Genomic DNA, 22,070 nt, shown 5'->3' on the forward strand with positions numbered 1-22,070 from the left:
TCAGCCTTTCTCCTCAGAAGAAGAGGATGTTACGTCTTGTGCCAGCGATTGTGCAATGACGCGCAAGCGGCGAATTTCGGCAACCGTTCCGTAGACCGTATCGAATAAAGCCTTGTTGGCGTCGATACCAACATGGATGAGCCAGGCAGCAGCCTCACTACGTGTGGTTCTGACACCAGCCTCTACCAGGGCGTCGATGGCTGCAAGATCCTGATCGTTAATGCGGCAGGTAATCACGTTCCCCTTGACTGGACTTACATCACTGGCTTTGCCAGCCCTGACCAGATGAGCGTAAATCTGAGCGCGAACTTTTTCCAAATCAGCTCCTAGCGAGCGCAAAATCCCGGCACCAATCCCTTCACCTTCACGGATTATCCCTATCAGCAACAACTCGGGAGTGATAAGAGGCAAACGCATACCATTTGTTTCGCTCCTGGCCAGGGTGACGGCGGCGACAGCACGCGACGTAAGCCCAATGGGTTGTTCTGTCGGCGGTTCGCCTTTCTGCGCATGCTGACGGTCAATATGCTCTAAGGCTTTCTGGGCGCGAGAGTAGGAAACGCCGAGGGTTTGTAGAACGCGCGTGCCGAAGTTTTCCTGACTGGCTAAGAGGGCGAGCAGAAGATGTTCAGTTCCGATGTAGTTGTGCTCAAATGCTCTTGCTTCGATCTCGGCCTGCGCTAGAACGGCCTGAGTAGCCGGATCTAGCTGTTCCAAAGAGTAAGAGGTGAGTGAATCCGACATAATCATCTCCTTTGATTGTATGTGCCCAAAAGCGTAACTCAATTGTAACGTAATTCAGTTACGTTACTGTCTCAAGTATAGTGAGCATATAGAGCGAAGTCAAGTGTGAAATGCCTTAACTCTAAAAGTGGGGAGATTCTGGTATTAGTGCTCAATTGGTTTTGTATGAGGCCAGGCGATCTTTTTAAAGAAACTAGAAAAAGACTTTGGGGTATCTCTGGGGTGGTCTACTCTTGCCTATCTATAAAGTTCTTATTAAAGAAGAGATTGGAAGTGACCGCTTTTGCTGGTGAATATAGTAATACGCTCTATATCGCTTTCTCCACTCTTGACAGGCGTAGCCTACTCATCTACAGTGTAGCTAGCTCCTTGTGCAATTATTTTTCGTCTTCTCTCATGGTGAGAGGGAAAAAGAGGTTGAGGTCTGAAAAAGCATGCACAGTGCGTTAATTAAGTGTGTATATGGACGGGCAAATCTACAGGCGATGGCAAGTATTGCCTCTACAATGGTATTTTGGGTATAGCACCGGAAAAACCTGGTAAGTGAGGCTTGCGATCAGCCAAAATGTTGAGAACCAGAAGGAAAGGGTGGTAGGCCGGATATTATGCAAATAAGTCGATGGATTGGTAAATATCGCCCTATCAAACTGTTGGGACGCGGCGACTTTTCTGAGGTCTATCTTGCCGAAGATCCTCACCTCCAGACTCAGGTTGCCATTAAGGTTCTGAATCCGCACGCGAATAGCAACGTGCATAGATTGTTTAATGAGTCTATACGCACGATGGCGCGCATGGATCATGCTCATATCATTTCGGTCCACGATTTTGGGGAGCAAAATAATGCTCCTTTTTGCGTGATGGCTTATGCTGCCTGTGGCTCTATTCGCCAGTGGCTGCAGGATGTGAAGAGCATGCCGCTTAAATCGATGGTTACCTATGTAAAGCAGATAGCTAAGGCGCTGCAGTACGCTCATGATCTCAATATTGTGCATCAACGCTTGAAGCCCGAGAATATCTTGCTAGATGAAGAGGGCTCTGTTCTGTTGAGCGACTTTGGCCCGACCGAGATCCGTGGTTCTTTGCTTCCTTCGTTGTCGCCGTCCGCGCTGCGCTATATGGCTCCGGAACAGATCATGGGGCGCGCTCAGGCCTTGAGTGATCAATATGTGCTGGGCCTGATCATCTATGAGTGGCTTATGGGCGCTCCACCATTTACCGGCGCTCCTACTGAGGTCTTTGAGCAACAAATGAAGGGTACACCGGCGTCACTGCGCGAGAAGATTCCGGCCCTCTCTTCTCTCCTTGAGGAAGTGGTGATGATAGCCCTCTCTAAAGATCCTAAGAACCGCTTTGCCCGCATCAATAGCTTCGCCTTTGCCTTTGAGCAGGCTGCGCGCGAGAGCCTTTCGAATCCGGGCATATAGCTGTAGTCAGGTAGCTGTTAAGCGTATGTTCATATCACGCTTCCTGGCAGCCCCTTGTAGCAGCGCTTACTTATCTTGCCGAGAGATCCCCAATGAAATATCCACATAGCAGGCTGCCAACGTCTCTAATTGCGTAATAGATCTCTAGCTCGTTTCCTTATGCGTTTTTAACTTCAAAGAAGGGGGATTGCTCATATCTGCAGAAGAGAATAAGGCGCTGATACGTCGTTTCTTTGAGGAGATCGATAAAGGCAATATAGAGGTGCTGGATGAACTTGTGGCTGAAAATTTTATCGATCATGTCCAACCCTCCTTGCCAGTTCCTCCTGGGCGTGAAGGCCTCAAAATGGCATTCAAGATGCTCTGGGATGCTACGCCAGGGTATCATCAGATAGAGGATATGATTGCAGAAGGTGATAAGGTGGTGACACGCTTAACAGGACATGGGACACATACAGGTTCTACACCTGGAATTGCTCCAACTGGCAATGAGCTGACACTATCGGCAATTGTTATTCACCGCATCGCTAATGGTAAGATCGTTGAGCACTGGGCAGAGAAAGATATGTCAGCTTTTATGCGGCAATTGGGTGTTACCTCCACATCTGCTCAAAGCAGCCGGGCAGCGCCGTAGGTTTTGCTTGCCTGCAGGATCTTCAGGCGCGTGGCATTTCCATGGCTGAGCTTTAGGAAAGTTGCCTCAATGCTCGCTGGGGCAGGTATAATACGGCTTGCCCCAACTTCCTTGGCTCGTGAACTTGGCCGCAAACTTATCAGGTATGGATCAAGACTTTCTCGGTGCTCTCGTGGGCCGTGCTCCAATCTAGCACATCTTCCAGCTCTTGTTTGAAGGCTACCAGCTCTTGCGCACGTGTGCTATCGCCTGGCAGGCTGCTCCCTCGCCATACCAGTTGGATCGTTACTCCCGCCGGATCTTTATCATCAATGCTGATATAGCGCTCCATCGTCCCGGTAAATAGGTGTCTCTCTTCGGTCCTGATTGCTGCTAACATGTTTTCAAGCTGCTCTTGTTTGCCAACGTGGATCTGCACGCGGATGTAGGTCACATAAATTGTGCTTTTGTCAGGAGAAATACGCCAGCCAAGAGCATGCTTACGAGGCCGCCCTGTCTGCGCCGGCTTGAACTGCTCAAGCGAATCTCTCTTAATCAGGATTTTGTTTCCAACCTGATAGGCTTCGAGACGTCTTGCCTGAATGTAGCGATGAATGCTATATTCGGCTACGTTTAAAAATTTTGCCGCTTCTTTAATATCTACGTAGTCTGGCAGATCTGGGAGAGGAAGTATATCATCCATGCACTAAGTTTAGGTTTGCAACATGTTTTAATAAAGGTGATTTTTATAACAACTTTTAAAATATGTTAGATTGTGCTATACTACTTATCGGAACAATTTTGTTGACTATGTAGGTAGTGTTTTTGCCAGGAAAAGGGGAAATCAACATGTCCATTAGCGACTCTTCAGCGCCCACTCCTCACGATAATTCTCAGCAAGCATTCGAACAGATTACGCCGGCTCCGCTCTATCCCTACATCGGCGAAAGAGAAGTTATGCGTCTCATACAACAGCAGGACAGCTTGAGCAGACTACTGCATGGCCCGCTGCCTGCTTCACTCGATATGACACGGGTGGAGCGCGTGCTTGAAGTGGCCTGTGGCCTGGGCTGCTGGGCTCACGAAATGATCAAGCTCTATCCGCGCCTGCACATTACCGCGATCGACCACAACCCGCGCGTCGTTGCGCAGGCGCAAGCGCTCTGCACGGCTACCGGTTCTAATGTGCCAGTCTTTCTTGTGCAAGATATACGCAAATTGTGGCCCGAAACGTTTGCCGGGCGCACCTTTGATCTGATCCATATGCGCTTTGTGGTAGGGGATATCCTCTTTCACGAGTTTGACCACTTGATCACGAGCCTGGGAAAGCTGGGAAAGCGGGGCAGTAAATTTGTCTGGCGCGAGTGCGAGCTCCCGCTGACAAGTTCGTGCGGCTGTGACTGTCTGGAAAACCTCATACTTTGCGCCCTGCAGTCCCAGGGTCGAGCCTTCTCCGCAAGTTTCAGCTTATCGATAGGTATAGGCGTGTGGATGTCGTATTGGTTGCGGGCCGCTGGCTATCGCATTATCGAGGAAAGGACCGATTATATTGATATTTCCTACGGCAAAGAGGGATATGAAGCGTTCCGGGAACAGGCCTTTGTCTGCTGCGAGATTGTGCGCCCATTTCTTGTGCGCTCGGGAGTCATCGCTGCCTCCGATCTTGATAATGTAATCGCGCAAGTAAGGCAAGAGGTTGCGGATAAATCGTTCTGCGGGGTGCTACCAGTGGTTACAGTATCCTCTCGTTCTACAGTATCCTCTCTTGAATCGTAAGTAAGCTGATAAGGGCCTGCTCCCTACTTTAATAGTATACTCGCAGATCCAAAGGCTAAAGGCGAGGGTAGGGAACAGATCTGAGAGGGTAGCATAAAAAAGTAGAGGGCGATATCAGACTCGCCCTCTACCGCTACAACTTTCTCGACTTGACAATTTTAGCTACTCACATTATACTACTCTCACGAGAGTACTCTTGTGGAGAAAATGATGATTTCACTCTCACGTTTACTAGTGCTTGGCATGCTTGCGCGTGGTCAGATGCATGGCCACCAGATTCGGCGAGAAGCTGAGCTGCGCGATGTTGAGCAATGGGCCGGGATCAGACCTGGAGCATTATATGGTGCCTTGCACCGCCTTGAAGAAGAGGGCTTGATTCAGCCCTCCCATACCGAACAGGCTGGCCGGTTTCCGGCGCGTACGGTTTACTCTATCACCGCCGAGGGACGCAAGGAGTTAGGCATTTTACTGGAAGCCGCGCTCCAACAGGCGGATTTTGCCCTTGGTCCATTTGACGTGGCTCTGCTCGTAGCCGATGCGCTCCCCGCTGATGAGAGGCGCAAACTTATTGCGCGACGTATGGCGCGTCTGAGCGCACAGCTTGAAAGCCTGGTTGCAGACCGCCAGCAACTCAAAGCGCAAGGCCGTTTGGGAGCAGTTGAGGAAGCCCTTATGCGTCATGCAGAGGTCCACCTGGAAAGCGAATTACGTTGGCATGAGGAAGTACAGCCGCTGATCGAACAGCTCGATCAGCTTCCACAACAAAAGGAGTAACCCTATGTCCGAACAGAATATCCACGTAATCCAGCAGTTGTTTGAAGCCTTCAATACTGGCGATTTCACTCTAGCAGAAGCCGTGATCGCCCCCGAGTACCTGAATCATGAAGCGCTCGATGATGAGGAGGAGCGAGCACAACGGCGTGGGCCAGAAGAATTAGCAGCTTCTATCAAGTGGCTGCGAGATGCTTTCTCCGATCTGCACTTCGAGATCCAGGAAGTTATTGCTGCAGGGGAAAAGGTGGTGGTGCGCGCGCTGATGACTGGTAAGCATACCGGGCCGTTTATGCAAGTGGCTCCGACAGGAAAAAATATCTCTTCTGAACAAGTGCATTTGTTCCGCCTGATCGATGGGAAAGTCGCCGAACATCGCGCGAGACGCGACGACCTGGGGATGTTGCTCCAGATTGGAGCCGTGAGCTTTCATGGTTCCCAGGGAGCCGCTTCCTCATCTTATGCGCGCTAAGCAAGCGATTCGCCCGGTTGTACGCCTCTACTTTTGCCTGCGCGACTGGAGAGGCGTGCCATATCCTTCATGGAGGTGAAGAAAGAAGCTGAGGCCTGGTTGGTGGAAAACTAGCTCTGCTGTAACTTTATCCCATAGATTCTATACTACGTATATTTCCGACTAAAGATTTTAATATAAGCATATTAAGTCGATATGTGTCAATGAACCTTTTCACAGACATACTCTATATTTTCTCTATACTTATTTCATAGAGGATTGGAGATCTGTGACATAAGCAACTAGCCTCATGCACCTGCTATTATAATCTAATCCTCTTAATGATTGATATTATAAGGAGATATTGTTAGAAATGCGTCAGAAAACCTTTATTTTGAGTATGCTATGTACGCTCCTGATAGCTGGAATACTGACTGCCTGCGGCTCAACGCCTGCAACAGATACACAAACTCTGCCCACAACATCTACAGCAACCAGCCAGAGCACTCCTACAACAACGAGTAACCAGGCTACAACCACACCAGCCGATGGAGCCAGCCAGCCCACGGCAACTACACCGGCGGCGCCAACGCAGGCATCGAATAATGGTTCGTCTACATTTGACGTAACGGTAAGAAAAATCCCATCCCATCAGGCTGTTGGAAGCACGCTAGACGTTTTGACCACACCACAAGGTTTCACCCTTTACACTCACTTTTTGCGTGGGGCAAGCGGCTTTACCTGTGACGGCGCTTGTGCGAAGATCTGGCATCCCCTGCTCTTCAAAGGCACGGGAGAGCCTACATCCGCGGTAAAGCTTCCTGGTAAATTGAGTGTAGGAAGTGACGCGCTGGGGAATCGGGTCGTCATGTATCAGGGATACGTCCTCTATACAAGCGTGAAGGATAAAGCGCCTGGCGATTCCAATGGAAGCAGGGCTGATAATGATCCCTGGCAGCCCGCCGTTCCTGACGATCCTGTTGGCCTTTAACTGAGAAGAACAAGCATGCTTCGTCGCTTCTTGCCCAATCAGAGAAAGGCGGGGAGCAGGGCTAGTCTGGCTTTGTCCTTGAGCAGCCTCGTATACGTCCAAAGGAAGCAAAAAAGTAGAGGGCGGGTCTCGCAACCACCCTCTACCACTCGCAATCCCGCCGTGCAGTTGATGTGTGCTGGAGTCTGCACAGCGAAATACGGTTTCTGCCCGCCGGGCTATTGCGTATTATTCATGCCCTGGCAGACCTCAAACATGAACCACTTATTTCTTTCTACCTTATCGAGGATATCCTGTAGCAGATTGCTGGTAGGCGTATCGCGATTCTTCTCGCAGACCTCAATTGCGTCGCGTAGAGACTTAGCGATATGGTTATCGTCATCCACAAGCTGACGCATCATATCGCCAGGCGAAACATATTCCCGGTTATCATCCTCGATGGTCTGCAACTCACTGATGTGAGTAACGCTGCGAATCGTCGTGCCACCTACGCGCCGGATGCGCTCGGCCATTACATCAACCGAATCTAGCAGCGCGTCAGCCTGCTCGTCGAGCAGCAAATGATAGTCGCGGAAATGCGAGCCGGACATATGCCAGTGGAAGTTCTTCGTTTTGACATAAAGCGCGAAGGCATCAGCAATCAGCGGATTCACAGCATTCGTTACGGCCTGTACCTCTTGCGGCGTTAGATCGGTTACCGTGGCTAACTGCGCAGGAGCAGGAAAGGTCTTAACCTGGGTACTTGTCGTCGTCGTGGTGTGAGTCCTTTGCTTAGTAGTCATATATACTATCCTCCTCGTTCAGGTGTATGGTGAACAGTTACAATTCCTTCGCCCGAACAAACTGTTAACGGTGCTGGGTGAGAAGATTGTGAGCGCCCTCTTTATTCAAACAGAGCTTAATCAGGTACCGCTTGAGCTGTTTTATGCTGCGGAGACGCATCCCCGTCGTCTTTGCGGCCTTAATGGTTCCGCTCTTAACACGCAGACCTGAACGCAAAGGTTACATGTATTGGGGGATGCTTATAAATTGTGGATAAAGATTAAGCTATCCCCTGGCCTGGCGATACTGCGTGAAGCGGTAAGTGAGTGTGTGAGAGGTACCGGATTTCCGGGTAGGAATGCAGCTATTGGAAGAGGATAGAAAAGTAGTTCTTGCCGAAAGCAAAGGAAATATCTAGTTATGCACCTCAAACAATTAGCGATCCTTAAACAAGGAGTGGAGGCCTGGAATGCCTGGCATAAAGAATTTATTGCAATCCCAGATCATACTATCATTCAATATGTTTCTCCGATTGACCTGAGCGGAGCCGATTTATGTGGTATGGATCTGAGCGGTCTGGAGCTAGATGGCACTAATTGGAAAGTATCTATGTGGGACACATCTCCACGGGTTATCCCCGCGATTGATTTCAGGGCTGCCAGATTCAGGGGTGCCAATTTGCATGGCGCTCGCCTCAGCCATGTCCATTTCGATAGAGCGGATTTCTCGGGAGTCGATTTGGGAGAAGCGATTTTTATTTCGCCTCGATTACGTGACGCCAATTTGAGCCGAGCCAACTTGTCTCATGTCCAGATTGAGGGAGGGTATATGATAAGGGTTGATTTGCGCGAAGCTGACCTGAGCGGCGCTAAATTACAACAAGTCAATGTGGGAGGGATAGATCTGCAGGGAGCTTGTTTACGCGGAGCTGATCTGTGTATGAGCCACACCGGGTTCGATCCCATGGCAAATTTCAGTAGAGTAGATTTGTCGGAAGCCAAGCTGAGCCAGATGGATCTAGATGATGCCCTCATGAAGGAAGCTAATCTGAGCGCAGCCAACCTGACCTTTTGCCAGCTAAAAAGGGCAAATCTTTCAGGTGCGAAGCTGAGATCTACCCATTTGAGTAAAGTGTGGCTGCGTGCTGCTAATTTAGGCGGAGCGGATCTGAGAGGAGCCAGCTTGAGAAACGTGGATTTGAGCGGAGCTTGCTTACATGGAGCTGACTTAAGGGGCTCAGAGCTTGTGGATGTTCGCTTGAGCGGAGCCGATCTGAGGGGCGCTAACCTTGAGGAAGTAGATCTCTCTAGCGCAGATCTGCAGGAAGCGGATCTGCGGGGGGCCAAATTCAACTGGGTCTTTCTGCTCGAAGCTTCGACACGTGGCGTCAATCTTGGTAATATAAAGATAGACATATAAGGCCTCTTTGCAGTTCAACAGTATGAGCATATGACAGAAATTATAGATGCATCAAGCTCTACCATCAGCCCTAAATCGAGGCAGAGAGCGCGGGGTAACAGCAACCTCGGCTATCGTTGATTTGGAAGATCCAGGTAAGCAAGCTTTGCATAACTTTATCTTGCCTGCTGTGTGTTGCTGTAGAAGGGGCAGAGCCGTAGGCTGATTAGAGCTATTATAAGCAGGATTTTGGATAGATAGCGCTAATTGTTATGAAAATAACTGCAAATAATAGTATAGTAGGACAAATGCTCGCAAATAATAGTATAAGAGACAAACACTCGCAAATTTCTCAGTAATATGCTATTTTTACAATAGGGTTAAAAAGATTAATTAAGACTACATGAACAAATATTGAGAAAGCGATACATAAGAAAAATGGAAGAAGAACTTACTGCTCAAGATATCCCGCAAGAAACACGCTATCCGATCGATGTAGAGAATGTGGCCGAGATGGCTCGTCTGGCCCGCCAGGCGCGGGCCATTACTATTACCATAGGTCTGCTGCCGGCTGAGATAGAGCTTGATGATGGTCAATCCGTGCTGGATATTGGTTGTGGTCCGGGTGAATGGGTGCTTGCGCTGGCAAAGCTACATCCCGATACGCAGATAAGCGGGATCGATATATCCAAAGCGATGACACAGCATGCTCGTTCTCTGGCTCAGAAGGATGGAATACCTAATGCGCACTTTAGAGTCATGGATGCAACGCGATCGTTAGTCTATGCCGACGCTAGCTTTGATCTGGCCCACGCGCGCATCGTAAGCAGCTTTCTCTCGCCAATCCTGTGGAGACAATTGTTGCGTGAATGCTATCGCGTGCTCAAGCCAGGTGGTATATTTGTAGGTGTGGAGAGCGACGACGTAGGAAGTTCGAACAGCCCTTCCCTCTCGCGCTTGATGAGCTTATTTATGAGCGCTCTGCAGAAAGCTGACTTTTGTTTTACCCGAGCTGGCGAACATTGCGGCATTGTGCCTATGTATCCCTATTTGCTCAAAGAGGTTGGCTTTAGCGGGGTTCGGCGCGAGCCCTTGTTGCTCGACTATTCCTATGGGGCGCCGGCCTATGCCGAAATGACCCAGAACTGGGCTATCTCCTACAATCTCATGAAGCCATTTCTTGAGCGCTTGACTGGAGAGAGCCAGGATGCGCTTGAGGCGTTGCGTCAGCGCGCTATCAAAGAAATGCAGGCACCTGATTTTTGCGCAGCTATCTTTCTCCAACGCATCTGGGCCCGCAAGGCAGCACGCGAAAATGGCGATAATTGAGGATCTTGCGCGCGCCAAGGTCGGAGCAATTCGACCTTCATGCCAGGCCCTGATAAGCCAGTAGCGTTCCAGGAAGAAAGTTGCTTAGCAAGCGGGAACGAGAGAATAGCGTAGAAGGAGTCAAGTTATCGATGGCACAAAGCCCTGAACAGATGGCTGCCGAATATCGAGGGTATGCGGAAGCCTTTAAAGATCAAAGCGTCGTAGAAGCTTATCGCTATCGTCATGCCTATCCAGGCGAACTCTTCAGCATCCTTGATGAACTGGCAGGAGCACAGCGTGCCAAAGTCCTCGACGTTGGCTGTGGGCGCGGCGATATCGCGCGCAATCTGGTTGCGCTGGTCGAGCGCGTGGATGCCGTAGACGTGTCGCTACAGATGATTCAAAAGGGGAAGCAGTTGCCCAACGGCGACCATCCTCGTTTGCACTGGTTGCACGGGCGGATTGAGGAGGTAGAGCTCGATCCGCCATATACTTTGATCACGGCCGGCGACAGCATTCATTGGCTGGATTGGTCACTCATCATGCCCCGCTTTCAGCAAATCCTTGCAAAAGGCGGATATCTGGCCCTGGTCGAGCGCTGGGCCGAGCCAGATCCCTGGTCCATACTCAGCGAGCTTCTGCCCCACTATAGAACCGATAAATACTATGCGCAGCAGCTTGGGTTGGAAAAGCAAAACCTGTTTCAAAAAGTGGGCGAGCGCAAGACCAGTGCCGAAGCATTTGCGCAATCCATCGATGACTATATAGAATCCTACCATTCGCGCGTCGGCTTCTCCCGCGAGCGCATGGGACAGGAACGGGCCGCCGCCTTTGATAGGGAGGCGCGCAAGCTGCTTCAGCAAGCCTACCGCACGGGCACGATCACCTTCCAGGTTGGCGCACGGGTTATCTGGGGCTTTCCACAGAAGCCTTAATCTTTCAATAAAGGCTTGGCGCGCCAGGAAGAAACTGGAGGTCGAGATAAGCACCGACCTCCGCTTGCAAATCAGCCTTTAGTCGTGAGGGCTATCGCTTTGCTTAACGCTCGAAGCTGCCGAGCGCACCTGGGGCGCTATTGTGGCCGTGCTTTGTGCATGCTTGCTCTCACGCACAACCGAAAAGATGATGGCTAGCACGCAGATCAGCACAGAAGCTAGAAAAGCATGGCTCATGCCATCTGTAAAGGCGCGCGAGATCGAGGCCTGTAAATGGCCAACCGTACCAAGGAAGACAGCATTTACCAATTGGGGAGGCATTGAGGAGGCAGCTACAGCCAGAGCGAGGGCAAAGCTACAGATCATGCCCACGTTGCGCATTGTATTTAAAGTTGCCGATGCAACGCCCAGGCGCGTACGAGGTGCCGCGCCCATCGTCGTGCTGGTGTTGGGTGACCAGAATAGCGCTCCGCCTAAGCCCATCAGCGTAAGGGCCAGAGCGAGAATAATATATGTAGTAGTTGGCGTGAGAAAGATCAGGACGACCAGGGCGAGGGCCTGAATGACGAGGCCGACCGAGGCTGGTGTTGCACCTTTGAAACGATCGTGATCGGCCCAGCGTCCCCCAAAGGGTGAGATCAATGAAGTGAAGAGGGGCAAGGGCAGAATGAGAAAGGCCGCACTTAGCGCATCGTAGCCGCGTACCCCTTGTAGATAAAAGATCAGCAGAAAGTTCACGGCAAACATAGCCAGAGATTGCAGCGTTGCTGCTGCCACCGAGAAAGCATAGACGCGATTATCGAAGAGATGTAAGTCAAGGATCGGATTTGGCGTGTGTCGCTCCCATAAAATAAAGGCCACAAAGGCAATGATGGTAACTGCAAAGAGCGAAAGCACCATGGGCGAGAACCAGCCAGCCCCAATGCTACTCATCAAGCCGAGTAAGAGGCAAATCAAGCCAACGCAGAAAAGAAGTGCTCCCAATAGATCAAAGCGTTCGCCACGTGGGTTGGGCGCGATATCGTGCAGGAGCAGATAGGCGGCCAGCGTCCCGATAATCCCAATGGGGAGATTTACAAGGAAGATCCAGCGCCAGCTTGCCACCGCTAAAATAAAGCCGCCAAGGACCGGCCCCAAAACGCTGCCGGCCCCCCAGGTAATAGAATTAATTCCCATAGCCTGGCCACGCTGCTCCGGCGGAAAGACCTCTGTGATGATGGCCATCGAATTGGCCGAAAGCATTGCTCCGCCTGCTCCTTGAAGCACACGTGCTCCGATAAGCATCGTATCACTAGCCGAAAAGCCACAGAGCACAGAACCAAGGGTAAAAATAACAAAGCCAAGATTGTAAAGCCTGACCCGGCCAAACATATCTGCAAAGCGCCCGAAGGTAAGCTGAAAGACTGTATTTACCATCAGGTAGCCCATGATAACCCAGGTCATGCGAACAAGATCAGAATGCAGATCCTGGAGCATATTGGGCAGCGCTAGAATAACGATAGTTGTATCGATGGCGGCCATGAGCGAACCAATTGTCGTGACGGTCAACGCAATCCACTTGTAAGCGGGCTTCTTCATGAATTTGCATCCTTTACCTGCAGAGGTTGTACAATCTATCTTGTTGTACAAATTATATGTCTATGATTTAGTAAAATGTAAGTTGTCCAAAAGTACAGTCCACTTATACGCTGTAATTTTATGCTCCATGTTTCACGTAATATTTCAAAGAGAGAAGTGCAGGAAGGTTGCCTCGTACCACTGGGATTACTGCACGACAAGATCAGCAAGCTGTGTTATGCGATGCAGATGCGCTTGCATGGTACAGAGGCCTCCTGCTACCCATTGCTAAGTACTTTACCCTTTTATATAATGAGCAAGCGGGCCAGTGATGCATCTGCAGCTGGAAGAGAGGCACAGGACGAGCCCGCAAATATAGAAGAGAGAGCTATTGTATGCAGAATGAGCCGAAGAAAGAAATTACCGGTACCTATTATGTGCAGGATAGAAAGAGCCTGCAAGAGCTTGAGCGCTTGACGATTCAGGGCCAGATGATGACGCGGGAAATGGGTGGTTTGTTGCCAGAGCAAGAAGATCCGAGCCGCTTCCAACGTGTGCTCGACATTGCCTGTGGACCTGGCGAGTGGATTATTGAGATGGCCAGGACCTATCCCCATATGACGCTTATAGGCGTAGACATCAGCTCTAGCATGATCGAGTATGCGCGCGAGCAGGCGCGTGTCCAGCATGTTGATGATCGTGTCGAGTTTCTGGTTATGGATGCCCTGCTCATCCTTGAATTTCCCGCTGTCTTTTTTGACCTGGTTAACTTGCGCTGCTGCGTTGGTTTTATGCGCACCTGGGACTGGCCGAAGATGATAAGTGAAATGCGGCGCGTTACCCGCTCGGGTGGCATCGTGCGCGTCGCTGACGCGGAAGCAGAGGCCGGCCATACACGCAATGCTTGCCCGGCGCTTACCCAGTTCTCTACCCTGTTCTGCCAGGCTCTCTATGAAGCTGGACACCTTTTTGAAGCGGTGCCTTCAGGTTTGACGGCTCACCTGGTTCCTCTCCTCCAGCGCCATGGATGCAGAAACGTGCAGACCAGAACCTCTCCCATGATCTATCAGGCAGGTGAACCTTCAGGCGAGGCCTTTTATCGGGATATGAAGCGGGCCTTCCAGACTTTGCGTCCCTTCATTTTAAAATGGAGCGGTAAACCCCAGAAAGACGAATATGAGAGCCTATGCCAGCAAGCGTTAGAAGAGATACAGGGCAGCGACTTTTATAATACCTGGAATATGCATACTGCCTGGGGGATCAAATAAGCTAAAGAAAAGTAACATATTGGCATATTGTGTGGGTAAGAGAGCCGAGATCTATCGGCCCTCTCTTTTTGGAAAACGTTCTGACCTAACGGGACAATATATGGACGAGCGTTGATTCTAGCTTGTCGGTAGTAGCCAGCGGCGTACGCCAGGCAATAAAGCCGTCTGGGCGCACCAGGACAGCGCCGTTACAATTGATTCCATAAGTTGTAAGGAACTGCTCATCCTCGTCGCTATAAGCTGTGCCCGACCCGATCTGGTAAACGTCAAGAGCAAGGCCCAGTTTGTTTTTTACTTTCTTAGTAGCCTCTTGCCAGTCTATACCGGCAGCGCCCGTGAGCAAGACGAAGTTCTTGCCGTAGAGATCAAGTATTGAGATCCGTTTGGCATTGTGCATCAGCCAGATATGCGGCGCACGTGTACCAGGACGGCTGGATGGCCTATTTTCGTAAAGCACGCCGTTGTCTTCTCCCTCGGCGATAATCGCCGTCGAACGATAGAGATAACCAGAGGCCACGCTAAGCGCGCTTGGGGCTGGCGCATCAGGATCTTTACGCACACGTGCTAGCATCTCTTGCGCGCTCTGCGCAATCGCCTCTCGGTGCTCATGGTTGGGTAAACGATAGGCATATAAGCCGGTAGAAAAGCTGACAGCCAGGTTAGCTACTATCTGACGCTCTTCTGCATAGCTAGTGAGAAGCTCAGGATGCGCTGTACCTTTAAGCACAGTGGCCAGCTTCCAGGCCAGATTGTGGGCATCAGCAATTCCTGTATTTGCCCCAAAGCCTCCCATCGTCGTCATCACATGCGCCGCATCCCCGGCCAGCAAGACGCGTCCCTGCTGAAAGCGCTCGGCCACGCGCGAAGCCAGCTCCCAGTAGAGCGTACTTATAATCTCCACAGGTTGGTCAGGAATACCAATGGCGGCCCGAACCAGTTCAAGGCAGCGCTCAGGCGAGAGAGCGTCGGGTCGTTCTCCCGCGCGAGGTTTAAGGTTAGCCAGTAAGGCCCAGCGTACCCCGCTGTATCCCATAATGCCCTCGACAGTTGGATTGTTTACGAAGCAGAGGGTAATCTTGCGTCCTCCCAGTTCTTTGCTCAGATCGGTGCGGAACAGAATACTGATCCAATCGCCCAATATCCCATAACCATGTGATGGAATGTCAAGCTGCCGACGAATAGCACTTCGATTGCCATCGGCAGCGACAAGGTAGCGAGCACGAACCCGAAACTCTTTGCCGGTTGCCAGCTCGCGGATCTGTGCGCTAACCCCTTCGTCATCTTGTCTAAAAGACAGCATCTCGGTCCCGAAGCGGATATCGCTGCCCAATGTAGATGCGTGCGCGCGCAAAATGGGCTCAAGCTTATCCTGACCGAGCATGGCCATCCTGGTAGGGCTGGGAAAAGGGTTTTCCTGCTGAAATTGCTGATGTGCGCGTGTCTCTGTAGTATCAAGCACTTTTCCTGTCAGGCTCTCTACGCGTAGTCCCATTTCTCCCAGCTGTTCCGGGGGCGTCTCCAATGCAAAGATTTCCTCCTCAATCCCTACCTGACGAAACAGCTCCATTGTTCGCGCATTAAATCCGCCCGCGCGGCCATGAATTGAGGTAGTGGCGTGCCGCTCAACTAACAAAGAAGGAATACCGTGCCAGGCCAGAAAGAGCGCCGTGGAGAGACCCACAACGCTACCACCCACAATCAAAACCGGGACCTCTTGATCATAAGTTGTCGTATATTCACTCATCATGCTTGCTCCAATCTTTACTCAACATGCTTTGTGGTCATGGATCAGCAGTATAGAGTGTGGGAGGGTGAAACAGCATCACCCGCGCGCGTGGTTTTTGCGCGCAAAGAGAAAATGCAAATGTGGAAATAGATTATATTTCGTCCCTAAAAAAGAGATGTTGAACTTCTCCTCGCAGCAGCTCAAGCTCTTCTTTCACCCTTGCGATTGTTTGGGGAACAAAAAGACATGGAATTTCTTATAGCCATTATTGTTTATGTGCGAAGGAGGCACGTGAGGCGCGGAGGTGGGACGCGCAACCGCCCTCGCTGCCTTGCTTTGATAAAAGCATAGTATTCTGCCGCTCATATCGAATGCGAAAATGAGCAAGAGAGAAACCGCAGCAAGCTGTCCCTGAAGCTGTTAAGGTGAGCTGCTTGCCCTTTCAGACTATCTCTGCCTTTTCAGTGCAGGGTGCATGTTTGCGCGCAAGAAGTCTGCGGGATGGCGCCCGGCGTGAACTGATTGGCCGCGTTCTGGAAGGGCCATGTGACGTTAGCGGGTCTCGCCTGGCCCCTCAATTTGTTTCTGCTGAGCGTTGGGGCCCTCCAACTGAAGCTGTCGTTTCATCGCCTCCAACTGGTCATCCACGTTTTGCTGAGCTGCTATCTGGCGTAGCTCACGATCCAACGTATCGCCGGAACCAAGTAGATTGGGCTCCTCAAGCGTGCCCTGCTCAATTAGCGCTTCCATCGCATTGGCCCGAGCCTGCATCGAGAGCACTTTATCCTGTGCCCGCTGCATAGCCAGATTCATCTCCGACATCTCTTCAGAGATACCAGTGACAGACTCATTAATTTTCACCTGGGCCTGAGCCGCACTATACTGCGCTTTGACCATCTCCTTCTGCGTTCGGAAGGTCTCAACGCGAGCCGCAATAGTTCGTTCCATATCTAGTAAGCGCTCTTTTTGCGCTACTAACTGATCAATCTGCTGCTGATAGCCATCGATCTGAGTTTGTAGCGTCTCTTTTTTCTGTAGAGCCAGGCGGGCCAGATCTTCCCGCTTAGCCTGAAGCGCTTGCAAGGCCTGCTGACTAAGCCGATTGACCTGCTGCTGAATCTGCTCGGACTGGATCTCCAGACGTTTCTCATTCGTCACGACATCAGCGATAGCGCGCCGTAAGTGTTGCAATTGTTCGAGCTGTTTTTGGTATGAATAGTCCATCACCTGTCCGGGATCTTCAGCTTTATCCAGGGCTGCATTAGCCCGGATACGGAAGAAGTTGGTAAGACGCGAGAAAAAGCCCATGGTCCTTGCTCCTCTTCAGTACTGCGGCATAAATTTCCAAGGTGGTTACGCAGTTCCATTTTACCGTCGAAGTCTCCTTGCGTTTATGATAACATAGACGTGATAGCACATAAACTATCAAATAGATAAGATCAAAACATGAGGAAAAGAGCGCTATGCTCCAAAACGCTGAAAAGTGCTACACGCCTCGTTTATGCTAAGGAAGGAGAGAGCGCATGCACGATGAGTTAAGTGAGCCATTACAAGTAGAGGTGCTTGCCGCATCGCTGCGTGCTAATAGTACCGATCTCAAGGCTTTTCTAGAGGCGCTGGCCGTCAAGCTGGAGGGTTCGCTCCCCAATCAAACTGCTGTGATACGCCACAGCAGTCTATTTTCGCGCGAACATCCAGTGAGAGAGATACTGATTACCCTTGGTGATAATCAGTATCGCATTGCAAAGGAGCGGCAAGGGCCGCTGATGACTACCCGTGCTAAAGTGGTTCGTGGTATTGTGCTCAAAACTGATCAGATACCAATGGAGCAATGGATCGAAGAACTAGCGGCTGGACTGGCCGAGGAAGCCATGCGCAGTACGCAGGCGCGTGTGGCCCTGGAGCGCTTCTTATTATAAAAGCCAGGTTACCATGCTGCATAGCAGACCGTCGAGCCGGCTGTGTTTTCAATGCTAAGGAGATTGTATATGCCTTTGTGGAAGCGGCCTTCTCCAGAGGAAAAACAACGGCGCCTTGAGGAGCAGCGGGAAGCTGAAGAGAGCCGTCAAGCATTAGAAGCTGGCGGACTGCCCCTCAAGGCCAGGGTACGCCTGAACGAAGAGATGAGCGCAGGCCATCCCCTCTTCACGAGCGATCTCAGCACTAACGAGTTTCTGCTCACGCGTCAACTTGGATATCAGCCTCTCAGCCAGGTAATGGGCAGTTCTATCTACCATGTAGGCTGGCAGTACGCCCGCAGATATACCTGGAATACGAGCGCGAATGAGTTGATCACCTTGTCGCAAGCGCATCAGCATGCAGCTCAACTGGCGCTGGGCAGATTACAGCAAGAAGCAGCCTTGCTTAGAGCTCATGGCGTTATTGGCGTGCGTTTTACTCAGCGTCGCTATGAGTGGGGGAGCCATTTATTAGAATATACGGCCATTGGGACCGCTATAAGGCTTCCGCAATCTCCCCTTGGCGCGCAGCCTTTTATTAGCGATCTCTCCGGCCAGGAGTTCTGGACACTGCTGCAGGCTGGCTATTATCCGACTGGCGTTGTGACTGGCTATTGCTCGTATTATGTTTCACTGGGTAGCAGAATGACCCAGCAGCTGAAAGGCTGGTGGGGAGTGGGTGGTGTGAACCAGGAAATTGTGCCTTTTGCCCAGGCAGTTTATACAGCGCGCCATCTCGCTATGACGCGAGCCGATGCGATGGGCAAGAACTTACAAGCCGTGGGGATCGTAGGGATGCATATTGAGAATGAGCGAAACGTTATCGAATATGAGACCGATAATCCCTCCGCCAAATACCTTGATTTGTTCATGCATTTTGCGGTCACGGGAACCGCGATTGTGGCCAGGAAAAAGGAGCATCACATCCCATCTCTCAAACCGACCCTGACCTTGACTGATTTGCGTCCTGGCTATTATGGGCAGAATCGCGAACTGACCTTTAATGAAGAATGATTAGCTTCATCTCGCTATAAATAATCTAAGGAGTTATTGACCCATGTCTCAACAGGTGCCTCCACAGGGAAATGATTTGCCGGTCCATGCTCATGAGCGGCTTGTGAGCATGCGTAGTGATGCTCAGCATCGCGGGCTTTTTACAAGTGACTTGAGCGTCAATGAATTCTTACTGGTACGCGAAGCTGGCTTTGACCCAGTAGGATTAGTGGTTGGAAGCTCGATCTATCATATTGGATATCAGCGGGCCAACTGGAGCCAGAATCAGGAGATGGGCGTGCTGACTCAGGCGATGTATCATGCCCGTGAACTGGCGATGACGCGCATGGAAGAGGAGGCCAACGAGCTTGGCGCGGATGGGATTGTTGGCGTGCGCCTGGAAGTTACGCGCCACGAGTGGGGTGAGGCCCTTGCCGAATTTGTCGCAATCGGGACCGCAATTCGGGCGCGCAATGGAAAAGCTTTCCGCAATGCACACGGCATGCCCTTTACCTCGGATCTCTCCGGGCAGGATTTCTGGACGCTGCTGCGCGCTGGCTACAGGCCCGTGGGCATGGTTATGGGGAATTGCGTCTATCACGTTTCTCACCAGGGCCTTGGACAGTGGTTTAATCAGGTGGGGCGAAACGTTGAGATGACTAATTATACCCAGGCCTTATATGATGCTCGCGAACTGGCAATGGAGCGTATGCAGTCTGAGGCGCTGGGCCTGAATGCTCAGGGCGTCGTTGGCGCGCAGATTGTTGAGCACAGCCATGGCTGGGGTTCGCACGTTATTGAGTTTTTTGCTGTTGGCACTGCAGTAATTAGCATTTCTGAAGAGCATCAGATCTCGCCCCCTTCCCTTTCCTTACTGCTCAATGACTGATAGCTGTCTTCACAAGGATCGAGTCGGTGGCTAACAAGCTGTTAAGGAATTTTTGAGGAGGGGAATTCCTCCTGAGAAACGTTAAGGCAGGCAGGAAGTAATATAAGTGGATTTGTCAGGAATAAGATCGGGGAGAGGCGCCCAAGCGCCTCTCCTTTATTGGTAGGTGAGCAACCAGCCCTGTACCCTCGTGGAAGCTATGCCCGCTTGGGCAGTTCCTGCAGTGACCAGCTATTGCCATCGGGATCACGAAAGTAGGCAAAGTCTGCCCAGGGCTGTACATCGATCTCACTGATCTCCACACCTCGTTTGAGCAGTTCTTCACGAGCAGCTTTTATATCCTCGACGACCATAAGGATAGCAGAGAGCGATCCGGGCTTCTTCTCAGTGAGACCCTTGCCGATAGCAATAGAGCAGGCTGAACCCGGAGGTGTTAGCTGAACAAAGCGTATGTCTTCGCTAACCACATGATCATGATCGGCATGAAAACCAATCTTCTCGGTATAAAAAGCCTTTGCCCGCTCAACATCTGAGACTGGAACAATAATCAGTTCAATTTTCATCTGGATCATCTTCATAATGCCCCGCCCTTTCCTCGTATGCTCTTGCGTTTAACGGTTCTTCTACTTACTAGTATAGGCATTAAGGGGTCGTACCCAAAACCCGGGGCTAGACAAGAGAGATTCCCAGCGGTGATAGGATAAACCAAAACCCAATCTTGTCACCGAAAGGAACCTCTCATGCAGATACAAGTATCGCTCACGTTGGACGTGAATGCAAACGCAAGCCTAACGCAAATGGAAGAACAGGTCAAAGAAGCAGGCCATCGCTGGATGCGCCAGGCCCTCAAAGAAGTGGTTGGGCAGTGGGAACAGGCTCATCGATCCTGCCGGGCATGTGGGAGCACGCAGGTACGCACGGAAGGCACCGTAGGCAGAAACATCCAGACCCTCTTCGGTCCGGTGTATCTGGCTCGTCGTCGGTTTCGCTGCCAGCAGTGCGGGCAACGATGCTGTCCGTCCAATGGGCTGCTTTCGCATGTCCATCTGAGCCGTGTGACCGAACCCTTACGTGAGGCGGCGATGATGGCAGGAGCCTCCTGGCCCTATCGGCAGGCCGCTGGTTGTCTCAAGCGGCTGACGGGAGCCCAGATCAGTGCCGAAGCCATCCGTTTGCTCACGAATGCAGAAGGCAAGGCAGCGGCTCACCGTCAGGCCGAACACACGGCCTCCTCGTCCCCCCAATCTGCGTCCAGTCAGCCAGCCCCAGCCGATGAGCGCTGTGTGATTGGGTTGGATGGGGGATGGGTGTGCAATAGAGAAAAACGAGGGGGCATGGAAGGAAAAATCGGAGTGATTGCCAGTGGACAGGTCTGGGGGAAAGAGCCAGAGCAGCCCAACGGATCGATGACCTGGATCGAACTGAACCGGTATATGGAGCAGCATCATCACCCTGCAAGGCAGCGGAGCCGTTGGAAAAGGCGTCGGTACGTCGCCACTTTTGCAGATGCTCGCGCCATAGGCGAGCAAGCGGCGTATGCGAAAGAAGCCCTCGGGTTGCACCATCATCGGACCATTGTGGTGGCAGATGGAGCTCATTGGATCAAAAAAGAAGCAACGATGCACTTTCCCGATGCCCAGTGCATTTTGGACTGGCCGCATCTGTGGCGAACGGTGCGCACAGCGGCCAACCTTGTCGGAATGCTGACCCAACACAGCCAACACGAGCACGCACGCGTGGTGAACCAGTTGGAAACATGGCTGTGGAAAGGCGAGGTGGAACGGGCTCAAGAGGTGCTCAAGCAGTGGCGAAGCGAGTTGGCTGGACCGCATTCTCATCGGCTGACCGCTCTGCGGCAAGCGATCACGTATCTGGACAGGCAGCGAGAGTGGATTGGGTCGTATGAATACTGGAAGCACCAAGGCTATCCGGTGGGCAGTGGCATCATCGAGCGAGCGGTGGCGCTGGTAATCAATCGGCGGATGAAGCGGCGTGGCATGCGCTGGTTGCGCCGCAATGCCACCGCCGTGGTGGCGTTACGGGTCGACCTGCTCAATCACGATTGGTCGATGCCTGCCTCTACTCGGGTCTTCCCCTAAATGGTTGAGGTGGCCCCAGGTTTTGGGTAGAACCGCATTAAGGCGGTCATAAATAGCCCTTGTTTTTATGAATATTCCTGCAAAGGAAAACTGCGTAAGGTCAGAGATACGCTTGAAGCTGGCAGAGAGCATGAGACCATAAAAAAGGTCATATTGCTCCATGGCTAAGCCAAAAATTCAGATGTTATAATTTCATGCTTCGCCTTAAAATAACTATTAGATGATTCGAAAAATATATGGTATATTTATCTGTTGACGTACAGGATATAATAGCTCTAATCTTATAACGCGTTTTACAGGTTGCCTGAGTGAGCCCAGGCCAGTTTTGCATATAAGCACTCGAAACACAGCAAACACAACAATTGATGAACTTGCCGAAGAGCAGCTAACTTTTGCGCGGGAAT

The 22,070-nt window shown here is 51.3% G+C and carries 21 protein-coding genes; 14 read left to right on the plus strand and 7 right to left on the minus strand.

Translation table 11 applies throughout. The features are described 5' to 3' along the window. Window positions 1-744, minus strand: a complete 744-nt coding sequence (locus EPA93_RS47125; RefSeq protein WP_165423868.1) for a Clp protease N-terminal domain-containing protein — start codon at window positions 742-744, stop codon at window positions 1-3. A gap of 605 nt (window positions 745-1,349) precedes the next feature. Between EPA93_RS47125 and EPA93_RS47130 the strand changes: the two genes are divergently transcribed. Continuing rightward, entirely contained in the window at window positions 1,350-2,168 is an 819-nt protein-coding gene (locus EPA93_RS47130; RefSeq protein WP_129894205.1) for a serine/threonine protein kinase, read from the plus strand. Window positions 2,169-2,355: 187 nt separating this feature from the next. Further along, window positions 2,356-2,802: an ester cyclase gene (locus EPA93_RS47135; RefSeq protein ID WP_207229384.1), complete on the plus strand. Its 447-nt coding sequence runs from the start codon at window positions 2,356-2,358 to the stop codon at window positions 2,800-2,802. A 139-nt stretch (window positions 2,803-2,941) separates the two neighbouring features. On the opposite strand, the gene EPA93_RS47140 is transcribed toward EPA93_RS47135, so the two are convergent. Next, window positions 2,942-3,484, minus strand: a complete 543-nt coding sequence (locus tag EPA93_RS47140) for a helix-turn-helix domain-containing protein (protein ID WP_129894206.1) — start codon at window positions 3,482-3,484, stop codon at window positions 2,942-2,944. A gap of 146 nt (window positions 3,485-3,630) precedes the next feature. On the opposite strand from EPA93_RS47140, the gene EPA93_RS47145 reads away from it, so the two are divergent. The 4 genes from EPA93_RS47145 to EPA93_RS47160 all read left to right on the plus strand — a co-directional run bounded on the left by EPA93_RS47145 (window position 3,631) and on the right by EPA93_RS47160 (window position 6,770). Continuing rightward, complete coding sequence (locus tag EPA93_RS47145) at window positions 3,631-4,557, plus strand: class I SAM-dependent methyltransferase (RefSeq protein ID WP_129894207.1); 927 nt, start codon at window positions 3,631-3,633, stop codon at window positions 4,555-4,557. A 207-nt stretch (window positions 4,558-4,764) separates the two neighbouring features. Then, window positions 4,765-5,331, plus strand: coding sequence for a PadR family transcriptional regulator (locus tag EPA93_RS47150; protein WP_129894208.1), 567 nt, complete (start codon window positions 4,765-4,767; stop codon window positions 5,329-5,331). A 4-nt stretch (window positions 5,332-5,335) separates the two neighbouring features. Beyond that, window positions 5,336-5,800 (plus strand): ester cyclase, encoded by a 465-nt coding sequence (locus EPA93_RS47155; protein ID WP_129894209.1) that lies wholly within the window; start codon window positions 5,336-5,338, stop codon window positions 5,798-5,800. Between the two features lie 352 nt (window positions 5,801-6,152). Further along, window positions 6,153-6,770, plus strand: a complete 618-nt coding sequence (locus tag EPA93_RS47160; RefSeq protein WP_129894210.1) for a COG4315 family predicted lipoprotein — start codon at window positions 6,153-6,155, stop codon at window positions 6,768-6,770. A 218-nt stretch (window positions 6,771-6,988) separates the two neighbouring features. Here the strand turns inward: EPA93_RS47160 and EPA93_RS47165 are convergent, their stop codons facing one another. Beyond that, window positions 6,989-7,552, minus strand: coding sequence for a Dps family protein (locus tag EPA93_RS47165; RefSeq protein WP_129894211.1), 564 nt, complete (start codon window positions 7,550-7,552; stop codon window positions 6,989-6,991). Between the two features lie 400 nt (window positions 7,553-7,952). Here EPA93_RS47165 and EPA93_RS47170 point away from each other — a divergent pair, with 400 nt between their 5' ends. The 3 genes from EPA93_RS47170 (at window position 7,953) to EPA93_RS47180 (ending at window position 11,176) form a co-directional block, all read left to right on the plus strand. Further along, window positions 7,953-8,951, plus strand: coding sequence for a pentapeptide repeat-containing protein (locus tag EPA93_RS47170; protein ID WP_129894212.1), 999 nt, complete (start codon window positions 7,953-7,955; stop codon window positions 8,949-8,951). A 417-nt stretch (window positions 8,952-9,368) separates the two neighbouring features. Beyond that, window positions 9,369-10,259: a class I SAM-dependent methyltransferase gene (locus EPA93_RS47175; protein WP_129894213.1), complete on the plus strand. Its 891-nt coding sequence runs from the start codon at window positions 9,369-9,371 to the stop codon at window positions 10,257-10,259. Window positions 10,260-10,390: 131 nt separating this feature from the next. Then, complete coding sequence (locus EPA93_RS47180) at window positions 10,391-11,176, plus strand: class I SAM-dependent methyltransferase (protein ID WP_129894214.1); 786 nt, start codon at window positions 10,391-10,393, stop codon at window positions 11,174-11,176. Window positions 11,177-11,254: 78 nt separating this feature from the next. On the opposite strand, the gene EPA93_RS47185 is transcribed toward EPA93_RS47180, so the two are convergent. Continuing rightward, on the minus strand, window positions 11,255-12,754 hold the full coding sequence (locus EPA93_RS47185; protein ID WP_129894215.1) for an MFS transporter: 1,500 nt from the start codon (window positions 12,752-12,754) through the stop codon (window positions 11,255-11,257). Window positions 12,755-13,128: 374 nt separating this feature from the next. Between EPA93_RS47185 and EPA93_RS47190 the strand changes: the two genes are divergently transcribed. Next, window positions 13,129-14,001, plus strand: a complete 873-nt coding sequence (locus EPA93_RS47190) for a class I SAM-dependent methyltransferase (RefSeq protein WP_129894216.1) — start codon at window positions 13,129-13,131, stop codon at window positions 13,999-14,001. 85 nt (window positions 14,002-14,086) lie between these two features. On the opposite strand, the gene EPA93_RS47195 is transcribed toward EPA93_RS47190, so the two are convergent. Both EPA93_RS47195 and EPA93_RS47200 read right to left on the minus strand, forming a co-directional pair. Next, entirely contained in the window at window positions 14,087-15,748 is a 1,662-nt protein-coding gene (locus EPA93_RS47195) for an FAD-dependent oxidoreductase (protein WP_129894217.1), read from the minus strand. A 531-nt stretch (window positions 15,749-16,279) separates the two neighbouring features. After that, window positions 16,280-17,035 carry a PspA/IM30 family protein gene (locus EPA93_RS47200; protein ID WP_129894218.1) on the minus strand — a complete coding sequence of 252 codons (756 nt, stop codon included), beginning with the start codon at window positions 17,033-17,035 and terminating at the stop codon, window positions 16,280-16,282. A gap of 215 nt (window positions 17,036-17,250) precedes the next feature. On the opposite strand from EPA93_RS47200, the gene EPA93_RS47205 reads away from it, so the two are divergent. The 3 genes from EPA93_RS47205 to EPA93_RS47215 all read left to right on the plus strand — a co-directional run bounded on the left by EPA93_RS47205 (window position 17,251) and on the right by EPA93_RS47215 (window position 19,567). Then, on the plus strand, window positions 17,251-17,646 hold the full coding sequence (locus EPA93_RS47205; RefSeq protein WP_129894219.1) for a hypothetical protein: 396 nt from the start codon (window positions 17,251-17,253) through the stop codon (window positions 17,644-17,646). 69 nt (window positions 17,647-17,715) lie between these two features. Continuing rightward, window positions 17,716-18,699: a heavy metal-binding domain-containing protein gene (locus tag EPA93_RS47210; protein ID WP_165423869.1), complete on the plus strand. Its 984-nt coding sequence runs from the start codon at window positions 17,716-17,718 to the stop codon at window positions 18,697-18,699. A gap of 43 nt (window positions 18,700-18,742) precedes the next feature. Further along, a complete protein-coding gene (locus EPA93_RS47215) occupies window positions 18,743-19,567 on the plus strand; it encodes a heavy metal-binding domain-containing protein (RefSeq protein WP_207229385.1) in 825 nt (274 codons plus the stop codon). 197 nt (window positions 19,568-19,764) lie between these two features. Here EPA93_RS47215 and EPA93_RS47220 read toward each other — a convergent pair whose 3' ends face one another. Further along, window positions 19,765-20,136 (minus strand): glyoxalase superfamily protein, encoded by a 372-nt coding sequence (locus tag EPA93_RS47220; protein ID WP_129894866.1) that lies wholly within the window; start codon window positions 20,134-20,136, stop codon window positions 19,765-19,767. A 171-nt stretch (window positions 20,137-20,307) separates the two neighbouring features. On the opposite strand from EPA93_RS47220, the gene EPA93_RS47225 reads away from it, so the two are divergent. Next, a complete protein-coding gene (locus tag EPA93_RS47225) occupies window positions 20,308-21,666 on the plus strand; it encodes an ISKra4 family transposase (RefSeq protein ID WP_129885608.1) in 1,359 nt (452 codons plus the stop codon). The last annotated feature ends 404 nt before the right edge of the window (window positions 21,667-22,070 follow it).

The sequence above is a fragment of the Ktedonosporobacter rubrisoli genome (assembly GCF_004208415.1).
In the GTDB taxonomy this organism is placed as follows: domain Bacteria; phylum Chloroflexota; class Ktedonobacteria; order Ktedonobacterales; family Ktedonobacteraceae; genus Ktedonosporobacter; species Ktedonosporobacter rubrisoli.